Here is a 13,828-nt window from a genome sequence, read left to right as displayed (position 1 = left end):
CGTGCACGACGCCGACCTGTTTGCCGCCAATCTTCGTTTTGCCTGCGCGACGCGGCGCTCGATCTCCCAGATCTGCCGCGAAATCGGCATCAACCGCCAGCAGTTCAACCGCTATATCAGCGGCGAGGCGCGGCCCTCGGCGCACAATGTCGCGCGCATCGCCGGCTTCTTCGGGCTGCAGGCACAGGATTTTTCGCTGTCGTCGAAACTGTTCGAGGCCCGCCTGGTGCGGCCCGGCCGCGATCGATCGGAAGCGGGGCTGCTGCTGGAAGGTTTTCCCGGCGATCTCGCGGGCCTTCGCCGCCATGTCGGCTACTACCAGACCTATCACCAATCGCCGTCCTGGCCGGGGCGCGTCGTCTGCTCCTGCGCCCGCATTCATGAAGAGAGCGGCTCGATCCGGGTGAAATCGATCGAGCGCATCCGCGATGCCACCAACGAGATCCAGCAGTTCTCCAAATATGTCGGCCTCGTTACCCTGTGGCGCAACCGGATCTTCATCGCCGAGCGCAGCGTCGGCCGGCAGCCGATGCTGTCGCAGACGATCCTGATGCCGTTCGAGGTGCACCAGCGCGTCTATCTGCGAGGCACAACCATGGGCGTGTCCTGGCGCAAGGAGAACCTGCCCTATGCCTCGCGGATGATCTGGCGCACGCTCGGACAGGAGCCGGATCTGCGGCAGATGCTGTCGCGCTGCGGCGTCGTGGCTGCCGGATCGCGGCAGTTGCCTGCCACGGTCAGGGCCTTTTTCGAGACGCCGGAGGCGAATATTTTGAGCGTGCCGACCGATTATTGAGGTGGCGGCATCGGTGTCGTCGCCCTAACATTGCCCGAGTGCTTCGAGAGAAGGGACGCCGATGAAAATTGCCGCTATCGCCCTGTCAGCATGTCTGTTTGCAGCCTCGGCCGTGCCGTCTGGTGCAGAGGACGCGCGCCCGCCCATTCCGGCCTGCGCGCTGTCAGGATCCACCAGCGTCATGATCGGCGGCCAGCCGGCGCTCAGGCTTTCCGATGTCGCCAACTGCCCGCCGGAGCTTTACGAGGTGGTGCCGAGCATCATGATCGAGGGGCAGCCGGTCGTGCATTTTCGTGCCGGCAGTGGTGCGGCGGGAGATTGCACCGCCAAGGGGGAACCGACGGTGACCTTCGAAGGCCAGGCGGCGCAGCGGCTGGGCGATGTCGCCTGCAAGGCGAAATGATCGCCGGTATCTCCCCTCCCGGCGAGCCGGGAGGGGAAACGGTGTCGGTCCTCAGTTGCCAGCACTTTCCATGCGGCGCGTCTTCAGCACCCGCTCCAGCCAGCCGATTTCCATCTCCGGCACGGATTTCAGCAACAGGTCGGTATAGTCGTCAAAGGGCGGCGCCAGCACCTTCGACTTCGGCCCGAAGCGCACGAGCTTGCCGCGATGCATCACCGCAACGCTGTCGGCGATCGCCCGGACGATGGCGATGTCGTGGGTGATAAAGACATAGGAAACAGCGGTTTCCTCCTGAAGCTTCAAAAGCAGATTCAAGATGCCTTCGGCCACCAGCGGGTCGAGCGCCGAGGTCGGCTCGTCGCACAGGATCAGGTCCGGCTCTGCGGCGAGCGCCCGGGCAATGGCGACGCGCTGCTTCTGGCCGCCGGAAAGCTCGGCCGGATAGCGATCGAGGAAGCGCGTTCCCATCTCGATCTGGTCGAGCAGTTCCTTCACCCGCGCCGTCTTCTTGGCGCCATGCATGCCGAAATAGAAGGACAGCGGTCGGCCGACGATGTCGCGCACCGTCTGGCGCGGGTTCATCGCGGTATCGGCCATCTGGTAGATCATCTGGATCCGGCGCAGCTCGTCATTGCTGCGGCCCTTCAGCGCCCGTGGCAGTTCCTTGCCTTCGAAGGTGATACGGCCTTCGGTCGGCGGCAGGAGCCCGGTGATGACGCGCGCCAGCGTCGACTTGCCCGAGCCGCTTTCGCCGACGATCGCCAGCGTCTGGCCCTTGGGCAGATGCATGGAGACGTCGTGCAGCACCTTGAAGCCATTGGCGTAGCCGGCGCTGACATGCTCGATCTTCAGTTGCGTTCCGGTCTGATCCGGTGCCTCGTCGCGCTTGGTCTGGCGCACGCTGACCAGCGCCCGGGTATAGTCTTCTTTCGGCGCTTCGATGATCTGCTGGGTGGTGCCATATTCGACCGTCTTGCCATGGCGCAGCACCATGATGTCGTCGGAGATCTGGGCGACCACCGCGAGATCGTGGGTGATGTAGAGTGCGGCCGTGTGCGTTTCCTCGATCGCGTGCTTGATGGCGGCAAGCACGTCGATCTGGGTGGTAACGTCGAGCGCGGTCGTCGGCTCGTCGAAGACGATCAGCTCCGGATTGGGGCAGAGTGCCATCGCGGTCATCGCCCGCTGAAGCTGGCCGCCGGAGACCTGGTGCGGGTAGCGGTCGCCAAAGGTTTCCGGATTGGGCAGCCCCAGCACCCGGAACAGATAGAGCGCGCGTTTCTTTGCCTCTTCCCGGTTCATGATGCCGTGGCGCAGCGATGCCTCGATCACCTGGTCGCCGAGCTTGTGGGCCGGGTTGAAGGCTGCTGCTGCCGATTGCGCGACATAGCAGACGCGGGCGCCGCGGATCGAGCGGATGCCGGTCTTGTCGAGCGTCAGGATGTCCTTGCCGTCGAGCAGGGCCTGGCCGCCGGTGATGCGCACGCCGCCGCGGCCATAGGCCAATGCGGAAAGTCCGATGGTCGACTTGCCGGCGCCGGATTCGCCGATCAGGCCGAGCACCTTGCCCTTTTCGAGGTCGAAGGACACACCCTCGACCAGCGTCACGGTTTTGGGTGGTTCACCCGGGGGATAGCTGGTCGCCTCGATCTTCAGGTTCCGGACGGAAAGGAGCATTTTTCTTGCAGATGGAGCTTCAGGCATCGCCGCGCCCTCCCTTCAGGCTGGAGGTTCGCTTCATCAGCCAGTCGACCACGAGATTGACGCAGATTGCCAGCGTCGCGATCGCCGCACCCGGGATCAGGGCCGCCGAGATGCCGAAGATGATGCCGTCCTTGTTGTCCTTGACCATTCCGCCCCAGTCGGCGGCCGGCGGCTGTATGCCGAGGCCGAGGAAGGAGAGGGTGGAGAGAAAGAGGATCGAGAAGGCGAAACGCAGGCCGAACTCGGCCAAGAGCGGCGACAGCGTGTTGGGCAGGATCTCGCGGAAGATGATCCAGAGCGAGCCTTCGCCGCGCAACCGTGCCGCCTCGACGAACTCCATCACCGCGACGTCGAGCGCGACGGCCCGGCCGATGCGGAAGACGCGGGTACTGTCGAGCACCGCCATGACCAGGATCAGGATCCACAGATGCTGCGGCAGCACCGCGAGCACGACGAGGGCGAAGATCAAGGTCGGGATCGCCATCATCAGGTCGTTGAAGCGCGAGAAGGCCTGATCGACGAAACCGCCCATGACGGCCGCAGTGAACGACAGGATCATGCCGAGCGAGAAGGACAGAACGGTTGCCGCCAGCGCCACGAAGATGGTGGTGCGGGCGCCATAGATGAGCCGCGAGAGCAGGTCGCGACCGAGATTGTCGGTGCCGAGCAGGAAGTCGCCACCGGCGGGAAGCCAGACGTCGCCGACGACGTCGCGCTCGCCGAAGGGGGCGATGACGGGTGCAAAGAGTGCGCAGAAGATCGCGATCGCGATGCCGGCAATGCCGATCCAGGCGCTCAAGGGGATGGCTCTCAGGTTCATCGCGGATGCCTCAGTCTCGGGTTGGCGAGAATGGCGATGATGTCGGCCGCCATGTTGAGGAAGATGTAGAAGGCCGCAAAGATCAGGCCGCAGGCCTGGACCACGGGCATGTCTCGAACGGTCACCGCATCCACCATGTATTGCCCCATGCCGGGATAGACGAACACCACCTCGACGACGACGACGCCGACCACGAGATAGGCAAGGTTGAGCGCAATGACGTTGATGACCGGCGCCACGGCATTGGGTGCTGCGTGGCGGGCGATGATGCGGAACATGCCGAGCCCCTTGAGCTCGGCCGTCTCGACATAGGCCGACGACATGACATTGAGGATGGCCGCCCTCGTCATGCGCATCATGTGGGCGAGCACGACGAGCACGAGGGTCGCGACGGGAAGGGCGATCGCCGAGAGACGCTCGGTGAAGCTCATGCTGTCATAGACGGTTGCCGGGAAGGTAGCGACGCCGAACTTGACGGCGAAGAACATGATCAGGAGGTAACCGACGAAGAACTCCGGCAGCGAGATGGCCGCGAGCGAGACGACGTTGATGATCTTGTCGGGCAGCCGGTTGCGGAACTGTACCGCGAGCATGCCGAGACCGACGGCAAGCGGCACCGAGACGATCGCCGCGAAGAAGGCGAGAAACAGCGAATTGCCGAGGCGCTTGCCGATCTGTTCGCCGACCGAATTCTTGCTGGCCCAGGAGGTGCCGAAATCGCCCTGGACGGCGCCGCCGAGCCAGGAGAGATAACGCTCGCTCCAGGGGCGGTCGAGGCCGAGATCCTTACGGATGTTTTCGACGGCCTGCGGCGTTGCAGACTGGCCGAGATAGGTGGTGGCGAAATCTCCGGGCAGCGCCTCGATGCCGCCAAAGATCATCAGCGACACCGCAAAAAGCAGGCCGACGCTCAGGCCCAGGCGCTGCAGGATCAGCGCCGCGAGCGGACGGCGAAAGGTGAAACGCCGCCAGAAGGTGCCGCCGATTTCGCCCATGGCGTCGGCGGGGTTGGGTTTTGCTGGTACACCGGAAAGATCGGCAGACCGCGGATGTGCTCCATCCGCGGTCCCATCCGTCGGAACCGGACCAGTCAGCGGTCCGCTTTCCATCATCAGGCGTCGAGCCACACGCGGGTGGCAACGTAGCCGTTCGACATGTCGTTGCCGATATCGTGGACGTAGCCCTTCACCTGCTTGGTGGAGGCGTTCACGAAGTCGTTGAACATCGGCAGGATCAGGCCGCCTTCGTCGCGCACGGTCATCGCCATGGTGCGATACATATCCTTGCGCTTGGTCTCATCCAGTTCGGCGCGGGCTTCGAGCAGGATCTTGTCGAAGTCGGGCCGCAGGAAACGGGTGTCGTTCCAGTCGGCGGTCGACAGATAGGCCGTCGAATACATCTGGTCCTGGGTCGGGCGACCGCCCCAGTAGGATGTCGAGAAGGGCTGGACGTTCCACACGTTCGTCCAGTAGCCGTCGCCCGGCTCGCGCTTGACCTCGATCTCGATGCCGGCCTTCTTGGCGCTCTCCTGGTAGAGAACGGCCGCATCGACGGCACCGGGGAAGGCGACGTCGGATGTGCGCAGGAGCACCGAGCCGCTATGGCCCGACTTCTTGTAGTGGAAGGCAGCCTTGTCGGGGTCGTAGGCGCGCTGCTCGATGCCTTCGGGGAAGAGGGCATAGGTGTCGTTGATCGGGAAGTCGTTGCCGACCTTGCCGTAGCCGCCGAGGATGCGCTGGACCATGGTCTCGCGGTCCATGGCGTATTTCAGCGCCATGCGCAGGTCGTTGTTGTCGAACGGCGCCGTATTGCAATGCATGATGAAGACGTAGTGGCCGCGACCCGACGTGTTCAGGATCTCGACGGTCGGCGCCTTCTTCAGGAGGTTGACGGTCTTCGGGTCGACGCGGTTGATGTAGTGGACCTGGCCGGAGGAAAGGGCGGCGATGCGGGCGGTGGCATCGTTCATCGCGATCAGTTCGACCGAATCGACGAAGCCGCGATCCGTGCGCCAGTCGTCGGCGTTGCGCTCGAAGGTGGCGCGAACGCCTGCCTCGAAGCTCGCGACCTTGAAGGGGCCGGTGCCGATCATGGCATCGGGGGCATCGAGGCCGCCATTCGGCTGGATGATCAGGTGGTAGTCGGTCAACAGCAGCGGCAGGTCGGCGTTGCCTTCCGTCAGCACCAGCACCAGCTTGTCGCCGTCGGCCTTGATTTCCTTGATCGACTTCATCACGCCGAGCGCGCCGGACTCCGATTTTTCGTCGGTGTGGCGCTGCAGTGTCTTGATGACGTCGTCGAGGGTCAGTTCCTTGCCGTCATGGAACTTCACGCCCTTGCGGATGGCAAAGGTCCAGGTTGCAGCGTCGGCCGATGGCTCCCAGGATTCGGCAAGCGCCGGCACCGGTGCGCCGGTGGTCGGGTGGCTTTCGACCAGCATGTCGCCCCAGTTGCGGCCGACGACGAACATGAACTGCGACAGGGCCTTGGCCGGATCCTTGCTGTCGGTTGCGGCAGCGCCTTCGAGGCCGAGTTTCAGATGGCCGCCGCGCTTGGGCTCCTGTGCCTGAGCGCTCGTGGCAAACAGCGTGCCTGCGGTCGATGCGAGGATGCCGGCTGCAGCCGCGCGTCCGAGAAATTCGCGCCGGTTCATCTTGCCGAGCATGACCTGTCGCGTGAGGTAATCCTTGTAATCGCTCATTCCCCTGTTCCCTTCTTTGTCGGCATTCGCCGTTCGTTGTGGTTGGTAGAGATTGCTGCGTACCGCCACCGGGTGGGTGGCTTTCGGATCGGCCGTTTTGGCCATTCGTCGTCGTCGATTGCGGTGTTTCTCCTTTCCCGGGCGGACGCATCTGGTTCAGATCGATAAGCCTAATCGCTTGGATGATCCTTGTAACGTCCTAAATTATCATTTGTTTCCATAAGTCTGGCTTATGGAATGCCTTCGGCGGCACGCAAACGATCCCGCGCGTTCCGTCACGTCGTTTTGCCGGTTCACCGGCCGGTTGTCGGTCCTGCGCTGCCCGGCGCAGCTGCTGTCAGCGCCCCTTCCAGACCGGATCGCGCTTCTCGGCGAAAGCCTTTGCGCCCTCCAGCTGGTCCTCGCTCGAATAGAGAATGTCGACGGTCTTGAACTGCCGGCGGGTGATCTTGTTCATCGTCGTCTGGAAGGTCTCGCCTTCGGCTGCGCGCACCACTTCCTTGATGGCGGCGTAAACCAGCGGCGGTCCGCTCTCGAGCAGCCGGGCGAGCTCCCAGGCGCGCGCCATCAGCTTGTCGGCCGGCAGGATCTCGTTGACGAAACCCCAGCGGTTGGCCTCGACGACGTCGAGCCAGCGGCCGGTCAGAAGCATGTCCATGGCGATGTGATAGGGGATGCGCTTCGGCAGCTTGATCGAGGCGGCGTCGGCAACGGTGCCGGAGCGGATTTCCGGCAACGCGAAAGTTGCGTGCTCGGCCGCCAGGATAAGGTCGGTCGACAGCGCGATTTCGAGGCCGCCGCCGCAGCAGATGCCGTTGACGGCGGCGATCACCGGCTTGTTAAGGTCGCGCAGCTCCTGCAGGCCGCCGAAACCGCCGATGCCGTAGTCGCCGTCGACCGCGTCACCGGCTGCTGCCGCCTTCAGATCCCAACCCGGACAGAAGAATTTCTCGCCGGCGCCGGTGATGATGGCGACACGCAACGTGTCGTCATCGCGAAAGCCGGCGAAGATTTCGCCCATGATCCGGCTGGTCTTCAGGTCGATGGCGTTTGCCTTCGGCCGGTCGATCGTCACTTCCAGAATGCCGCCTTCGCGGCGTGTCAGGATCGGTCCGGTCATGGCGTCAGTTCCTCCGGCGGATCAGGGCGTCGGCGGCAATGGCTCCATGGCCTTCCGGTAACACCATCAAAGGATTGATATCGAGTTCTTCGATCATTGAAGCGTTTGAAACGACATAGGATGCTGCAGCGGCGACAGCGTCGGCAAGGGCTGCGAAATCGCCCTTCGGTGCGCCACGATAGCCGTCGAGAAGCTTGCGGATCTTCAGGCCGTCGATCGCCTCGCGGATAAGCTCCGGCGTCGTCGGTAGCGTCAGGATGGCGGAATCATCCAGCAGTTCCACGAGGATGCCGCCGGCCCCGATGGTCAGCACAGGACCTGCCACCGGGTCGCGCATGGCGCCGATGATCAGTTCGGCAACCGGCTTTGCCACCATCTTCTCGACGAGATAGCCCGACGCCACGGAAGCCATTTCCTGCGCCGCCGCAAGCACCGCCTCGCGGCTGTCGAGGTTCAGCTTGACGGCGCCGGCCTCGGTCTTGTGGGCAACGCCCAGACCCTTCAGAACGACCGGAAAGCCGAGGCCTTCGGCAACCGCGGCGGCGTCCTGCGGCGTCGATGCAGTTCTGCCTGCCGGGATGCGCAGGCCGGAAGCCGCAAGCTCTGCCTTGGCTTCGTGTTCGCTGAGCGTGACCGAATTGCCGCCACCGCCCGAAACGCCGCCGTTCAGCAGTGTCGGCGGTGCTGGTTTCGCCCAGGCGGCACCGATGCCTGCCGCGGTTTCGACCGCCGCCAGCGCCTCGTCTATCCCGAAGAAGGGGATGACGCCGGCCGCCATCAGCGACAGCGCCGTCTGTTCCGGCATGTTTTCGCCGAGGCTCGCGACGATGCCGGCGCGCGCGCCGGTCGCCTTCGCCGCGTCGATCACCGCGTCGCAGGTCGTCACCCAGTCGGCGGCGTCGCAGCGGTCCTGGCGGGGAAAATCGAGCACGATGAGGTTCAGCGCATAGCCGCCCTTCATCATGGCGCTGAAGGCTACGGTCTGTTTCTCGCGGTTGCCCCAGACGAAGGTGTGGTAGTCGAGCGGGTTGGCGATCGTCACCATCTCGCCGAGCGCTTCCTTGAGGGGCTTCTTCTGCTCGTCGCGCAGCGCGCGATAGTTCACCCGGTAGCGTACGCCGGCATCGGCCATCAGCGAGGCCTCGCCGCCCGAGCAGCTCATCGAGGAGATCTCGTTGCTGTCGAGGGGGCCGGCCACATGCAAAAGCTTCAGCGTTTCCAAGAGCGCCGGCAGCGTGTCGACGCGGCCGATGCCGAGGCGGGCAAGCAGCGCCGAGGAGACCCGGTCGTTGCCGGCAAGCGAGGCGGTGTGCGAGACGGTGGCAAGCTGGGCCGCCTCCGACTTGCCGACCTTGAGCGTCACCACCGGTTTGCCGAGCTCGCGGGCGCGCTTTGCCAGCCGCTCGAGGCTCGCAATGCTGTCGAAACCCTCGATATGCAGGCCAACGGCGGTCACGCGCGGATCTTCGAGCACAGCGCAGGCGATGTCGGAAAGGCCGGTCTGCGCCTGGTTGCCGGCGGTCATCAGGTAGGCGAGCGGCAGGCCGCGGGTCTGCATCGAGATGTTGCAGGCGATGTTTGAGGATTGCGTCAGCACGGCGACGCCCTTGTCGACGCGCTGCATGCCATGCTGGTCGGGCCAGAGCAGGGCGCCGTCGAGCATGTTGATGAAGCCGTAGCAATTGGGGCCGACGATCGGCATGGTGCCGGCCGCCTTGACCAGCGCGTCCTGCATATCGTTGCCGTCGTCGAGCTCGCTTGCCGCCTCGCGGAAGCCCGAGGCATAGCAGACGGCGCCACCGGCGCCGCGTGCCGAAAGGGCGGCAATGATGTCGATGGTCAGCTGCCGGTTGACGCCGACGAAGGAGGCATCCGGCGCACCCGGCAATTCGGCCACCGAGCGGTAGCATTTGCGCCCGAGGATCTGCTCTTCGCGCGGATGCACCGGCCAGATATCGCCGGCAAAGCCCATCTTGTCGCATTGTTCGATGACCCGCCGCGCCTCCTTGCCGCCGAAGACGGCGATGGATTTCGGTCGGATCAGACGGTCGAGGGAACGGGGAGCGTGGATCATGCTGTCTTGCACTCCGTTACTCGCATGTCCGCTGGCATCCTCATTCCTGTGCTTGTCACAGGAATCCAGCCGGCTTGCGTCGGCAAGCCGATAGAAGCTTTCTTTTTCACGGCGCCAATGCCGGCCGTGTTCTGGTCTTGCACGGCACGGACATGCCGCACCTGGATTCCCGTAACAAGCGCGGGAATGAGGGTGGGAGAGGAGGCTTGCTCGATCATCCCCTCACGCTCCCAGCGGCCGGAGCAGGTCGCGGCTGATGATGTGGCGCTGGATTTCGGAGGTGCCGTCCCAGATGCGCTCGACGCGGGCGTCGCGCCAGAAGCGGGCGAGTGGCAGGTCGTCCATCAGGCCCATGCCGCCGAAAATCTGGATCGCCTCGTCGGTGACGCGGGCGAGCATCTCGGTAGCGTAGACCTTGGCGGACGCGATCTCGCGGTTGGAGGGCAGGCCGTTGTCGAGGCGCCAGGCGGCCGACAGTGTCAGGAGGTCGGCGGCGTCGATCTCGGTGATCATGTCGGCGAGCTTGAAAGAGACGCCCTGGTTGGCGCCGATCGGCTTGCCGAACTGCTTGCGCTCGGCGGCATAGTTGAGCGCATAGTCGAAGGCGCGGCGGGCACGGCCGACCGAGGTCGCCGCCACCGTCAGCCGGGTTGCAAACAGCCAGTCGTTGGCGACGTCGAAGCCCTTGTGCACTTCACCGAGGATCTGGGCGGAGGGCAGGCGGCAATCGTCGAAGGTCAGGACGCAGTTGTTGTAGCCGCGGTGCGAGACCGAATTGTAGCCCTTGCGGATCTCGAAGCCCGGCGTGCCGCGGTCGACGAGGAAGCAGGTGATCTTCTTCTTCGGGCCGCGCGGCGTGTCCTCTTCGCCGGTGGCGATGAAGACGATGACGAAATCGGCGATGTCAGCGTGGCTGATGAAATGCTTGGTGCCGTTGACGATCCAGTCGTCGCCGTCCTTGCGGGCAAAACACTTCATGCCGCGCACGTCGGAGCCGGCATCCGGCTCGGTCATCGCAAGCGCGTCGAACTTGTCACCTTTGACGGCCGGCAGCAGGTACTTCTCGCGCTGTTCATCGTTGCAGGCCATCAGGATGCCGGAGGGGCGGCCGAAGAACACGGTGAGGCCCATAGAGCCGCGGCCAAGCTCGCGCTCGACGAGCGTGAAGGAGGCGTGATCGAGCCCGGCGCCGCCGACTTCTTCGGGAAAATTGCAGCCGAAGAAGCCGAGTTCCTTGCACTTGCGGGCGATATCCTGCCCGAGCTCGCGCGGCACGATGCCGGTGCGCTCGACTTCATCCTCATGCGGATAGATTTCGGTTTCGACAAAGCTCCTGACCGTGTCGACGATCATCTGCTGCTCTTCGGTCAGTGCGAAATTCATGTGTTCTCCCTCGCAATTCGTTTTGCGCGTCCTGCGGTCAATCTCCCCATCGACCGCAGGCGTGCTTATCCTGCCGCTCTCCTCGGGTTGAACCCGAGGACTAACCCTCTCCCCGCAGGCGGGGAGAGGGGACGCCTCTCGCGCAGCTCATCGCTGCGGCCACCAGAACCGCTGCGACCATTGTGAGGAGCGAGCGGTTGCGGCATGTCCCGTCTCCCCGTGCACGGGGAGACGGTCGCGGCAGCGGGATGAGGGGCCTTCGCCCGACATTGCCCGCTTCGGCGCAGTCAGCGCTTCTGGCCGACGAACCGGCCGGCGCCTTCGGGCGTCGGCAGGCCGGCATGCGCCTCGGTGATCGCCTTCAGCTTGTCGAGGACCTTGGCAGGGGCGGCGACCGCCTTGCCGGCCTTGCTGTCGACATGCAGCATCATCTGCTCGGCGGTGGCGACCGCTTCCTTCGTTGCGGCATTGTAGATCGTCGAGAAGAGATGCAGGCGCTTTTCGTCCGAGGACAGGAGCTGGCAGGTCGAATAGAGCGCATCGCCGAGCTTGGCCTCGCCGAGATTGCGGATATGGGTCTCGACCGTATAGTAGCTGTGGCCGTCGCGGACATATTCGAGGTCGACGCCGATCAGGCGCAACAGGCCGTCGGAAGTATCGCCGAACACCTGGAGATAGCGGTGTTCGGTCATGTGGCCGTTGTAGTCTACCCAGGCGGCGCTCACCTTGGTATCGAGAATGTGCAGCGGCTTGACGTCGCCGAGATCGGCTTCAGGCTTCTTGGCGTTGGCCCAGAGCTTGGCCTCGAAATCGGCGAGCAGCTTGCCGGCTCCCCAGCCTTCGCCGCCATTGCCCGATTTCAGCGCATGCATGATGCCGACGAGATTTTCGTCGCGGATGCGCTCAAGCTCGCGGATCGAGCGGCCGGCGGCCTGCGCGTCAGACTGGGCGCCGATCTTTTCCACCAGCGCATCGTCGAGGTCGACGACGTCGGTGAACTTGGTCCAGGGCCATTTGAGGCACGGGCCGAACTGGGCGAGGAAGTGGCGCATGCCGGCTTCGCCGCCGGCGATGCGATAGGTTTCGAACAGGCCCATCTGCGCCCAGCGCATGCCGAAGGAATAGCGCATGACGTTGTCGAGCGTCTCGGTATCGCAGATATCGTCCTGGATCAGCCACAGCGCCTCGCGCCACAGCGCCTCCAGCAGGCGGTCGCCGACGAAGGCCTCGATCTCCTTGGCGATGACGACGCCCTTCATGCCGATCTGCTCGACGCCCCGCATGGCGCGTTCGATCGTCGCCTTCGAGGTCTTTTTGCCGCCGACGAGTTCGACCAGCGGCAAGAGGTAGACGGGGTTATAGGGATGCGCCACGAACATGCGCTCGGGATGTTTCATCTCCGCCTGCAGGTCGGACGGCAGCAGGCCGGAGGTGGACGAGCCGATCAGCGCGTCCGGTCGTGCCGCGGCATCGATCTGCGTGATCACGCCGCGCTTCAGCTCCAGCCGCTCGGGCACGCTTTCCTGAATCCAATCAGCGTCCTTGACGGTTTCCTCGATGCTTTTGCAGAAGGTGAGTTTTCCCTTCGGCGGCAGCGGCGCCATGGTCAGCATGGCATAGGCGCGTTCGGCATTCGCCATGACTTCGCCGATGATGCGCTCGGCTTCGGGATGCGGGTCGAAGATCTTCACATCGATACCGGCGAGCGCGAAACGCGCCACCCAGGCGCCGCCGATGACGCCGCCACCGACGCAGGCTGCATTCTTGATTTCGGTCATTCCTCACCTCGACTTCTAAAATTGCAGACTACCCCTTGCGTGGGTTTGCCCCTCACCCTAGCCCTCTCCCCGCCTGCGGGGAGAAGGTGGCCGGCAGGCCGGATGAGGGGCTGCCGGACACCTTCTCATTCAGCGTTTCGTCAGCTTCAGTTTCTTGCGGACTTCATCCGGCCCGATGATCTTGGCGCCCATGCCCTCGATGACACCGACAGCCTTTTCGACGAGCTGGCCGTTGGTCGCGAGCTGGCCCTTGCCGATATAGAGGTTGTCTTCGAGGCCGACGCGAACGTTGCCGCCGGCAAGGACTGCCGCTGCCGGATAGGCGAGCGCGTTGCGGCCGATGGAGAAGGCCGAGAAGGTCCAGTTGGCAGGCACGTTGTTGACCATCGCCATGAAGGTGTTGAGGTCGTCAGGCGCGCCCCAGGGAATGCCCATGCAAAGCTGGATCAGCACCGGATCCTCGATCAGGCCTTCCTCTGCGAGCTGCTTGGCAAACCAGAGATGGCCGGTGTCGAAGGCCTCGATCTCGGGGCGCACGCCGAGCGCGGTCATCTGGCGCGCCATTTCGCGCAGCATCGACGGCGTGTTGGTCATGACATAGTCGCCGAGCGAAAAATTCATCGTGCCGCAATCGAGCGTGCAGATCTCCGGCAGACACTCGGCCACATGGGCGACACGCTCGGTGGCGCCGGCCATGTCGGTGAACTTCTCGTTGACGGGCAAGGGGCTCTCGACATTGCCGAACACCAGGTCGCCGCCCATGCCGGCGGTGAGGTTCAAGACGATGTCGATATCGGCGGAGCGGATCCGGTCGGTCACTTCCCGGTAGAGATCGAGCCTGCGGGAGGGCGCGCCGGTCTCCGGATCGCGAACGTGGCAGTGGATGACGGCCGCACCCGCCTTGGCCGCCTCGACCGCCGCTTCGGCGATCTGCTTGGGCGTGATCGGAACGTGGCTGGACTTCGAAACGGTGTCTCCCGAGCCGGTGACGGCACAGGTGATGAATACCTCGCGGTTCATGCTGAGCGGCATTGCTGTCTCCCTTTTAT

11 protein-coding genes are annotated in these 13,828 nt (G+C 64.3%); 2 read left to right on the top strand and 9 right to left on the bottom strand.

Annotation, left to right across the window (positions count from 1 at the left end):
- Window position 1 precedes the first annotated feature (1 nt).
- On the top strand, window positions 2-796 hold the full coding sequence (locus RTP54_RS12615; RefSeq protein WP_112810357.1) for a helix-turn-helix domain-containing protein: 795 nt from the start codon (window positions 2-4) through the stop codon (window positions 794-796).
- A gap of 61 nt (window positions 797-857) precedes the next feature.
- Window positions 858-1,199, top strand: coding sequence for a PAAR domain-containing protein (locus tag RTP54_RS12610; RefSeq protein WP_312362993.1), 342 nt, complete (start codon window positions 858-860; stop codon window positions 1,197-1,199).
- A gap of 51 nt (window positions 1,200-1,250) precedes the next feature.
- Here the strand turns inward: RTP54_RS12610 and RTP54_RS12605 are convergent, their stop codons facing one another.
- The 9 genes from RTP54_RS12605 to RTP54_RS12565 all read right to left on the bottom strand — a co-directional run bounded on the left by RTP54_RS12605 (window position 1,251) and on the right by RTP54_RS12565 (window position 13,811).
- On the bottom strand, window positions 1,251-2,876 hold the full coding sequence (locus RTP54_RS12605) for an ABC transporter ATP-binding protein (RefSeq protein ID WP_112810355.1): 1,626 nt from the start codon (window positions 2,874-2,876) through the stop codon (window positions 1,251-1,253).
- 19 nt (window positions 2,877-2,895) lie between these two features.
- Window positions 2,896-3,723, bottom strand: coding sequence for an ABC transporter permease (locus tag RTP54_RS12600; RefSeq protein WP_112810354.1), 828 nt, complete (start codon window positions 3,721-3,723; stop codon window positions 2,896-2,898).
- Window positions 3,720-4,835 (bottom strand): ABC transporter permease, encoded by a 1,116-nt coding sequence (locus tag RTP54_RS12595; RefSeq protein WP_112818084.1) that lies wholly within the window; start codon window positions 4,833-4,835, stop codon window positions 3,720-3,722. The genes RTP54_RS12600 and RTP54_RS12595 overlap by 4 nt, the downstream gene beginning before the upstream one ends.
- A complete protein-coding gene (locus RTP54_RS12590) occupies window positions 4,835-6,424 on the bottom strand; it encodes an ABC transporter substrate-binding protein (protein WP_312362990.1) in 1,590 nt (529 codons plus the stop codon). The genes RTP54_RS12595 and RTP54_RS12590 overlap by 1 nt, the downstream gene beginning before the upstream one ends.
- A 337-nt stretch (window positions 6,425-6,761) precedes the next feature.
- Window positions 6,762-7,544, bottom strand: coding sequence for a carnitinyl-CoA dehydratase (locus RTP54_RS12585; RefSeq protein ID WP_112810351.1), 783 nt, complete (start codon window positions 7,542-7,544; stop codon window positions 6,762-6,764).
- Between the two features lie 4 nt (window positions 7,545-7,548).
- Window positions 7,549-9,618, bottom strand: a complete 2,070-nt coding sequence (locus tag RTP54_RS12580; RefSeq protein ID WP_312362988.1) for an acetate--CoA ligase family protein — start codon at window positions 9,616-9,618, stop codon at window positions 7,549-7,551.
- A 222-nt stretch (window positions 9,619-9,840) separates the two neighbouring features.
- Entirely contained in the window at window positions 9,841-11,001 is a 1,161-nt protein-coding gene (locus RTP54_RS12575) for an acyl-CoA dehydrogenase family protein (RefSeq protein WP_312362986.1), read from the bottom strand.
- Window positions 11,002-11,288: 287 nt separating this feature from the next.
- The gene (locus RTP54_RS12570; protein WP_312362985.1) at window positions 11,289-12,779 is read right to left on the bottom strand and encodes a carnitine 3-dehydrogenase; all 1,491 of its coding nucleotides are present in this window, start codon (window positions 12,777-12,779) and stop codon (window positions 11,289-11,291) included.
- Window positions 12,780-12,908: 129 nt separating this feature from the next.
- On the bottom strand, window positions 12,909-13,811 hold the full coding sequence (locus RTP54_RS12565; RefSeq protein WP_112833184.1) for a 3-keto-5-aminohexanoate cleavage protein: 903 nt from the start codon (window positions 13,809-13,811) through the stop codon (window positions 12,909-12,911).
- Window positions 13,812-13,828 lie beyond the last annotated feature (17 nt).

It is taken from the genome of Ensifer sp. (assembly GCF_031989085.1).
Taxonomy (GTDB): Bacteria; Pseudomonadota; Alphaproteobacteria; order Rhizobiales; family Rhizobiaceae; genus Ensifer.
This window is presented reverse-complemented; position numbering and strand designations above follow the sequence as displayed.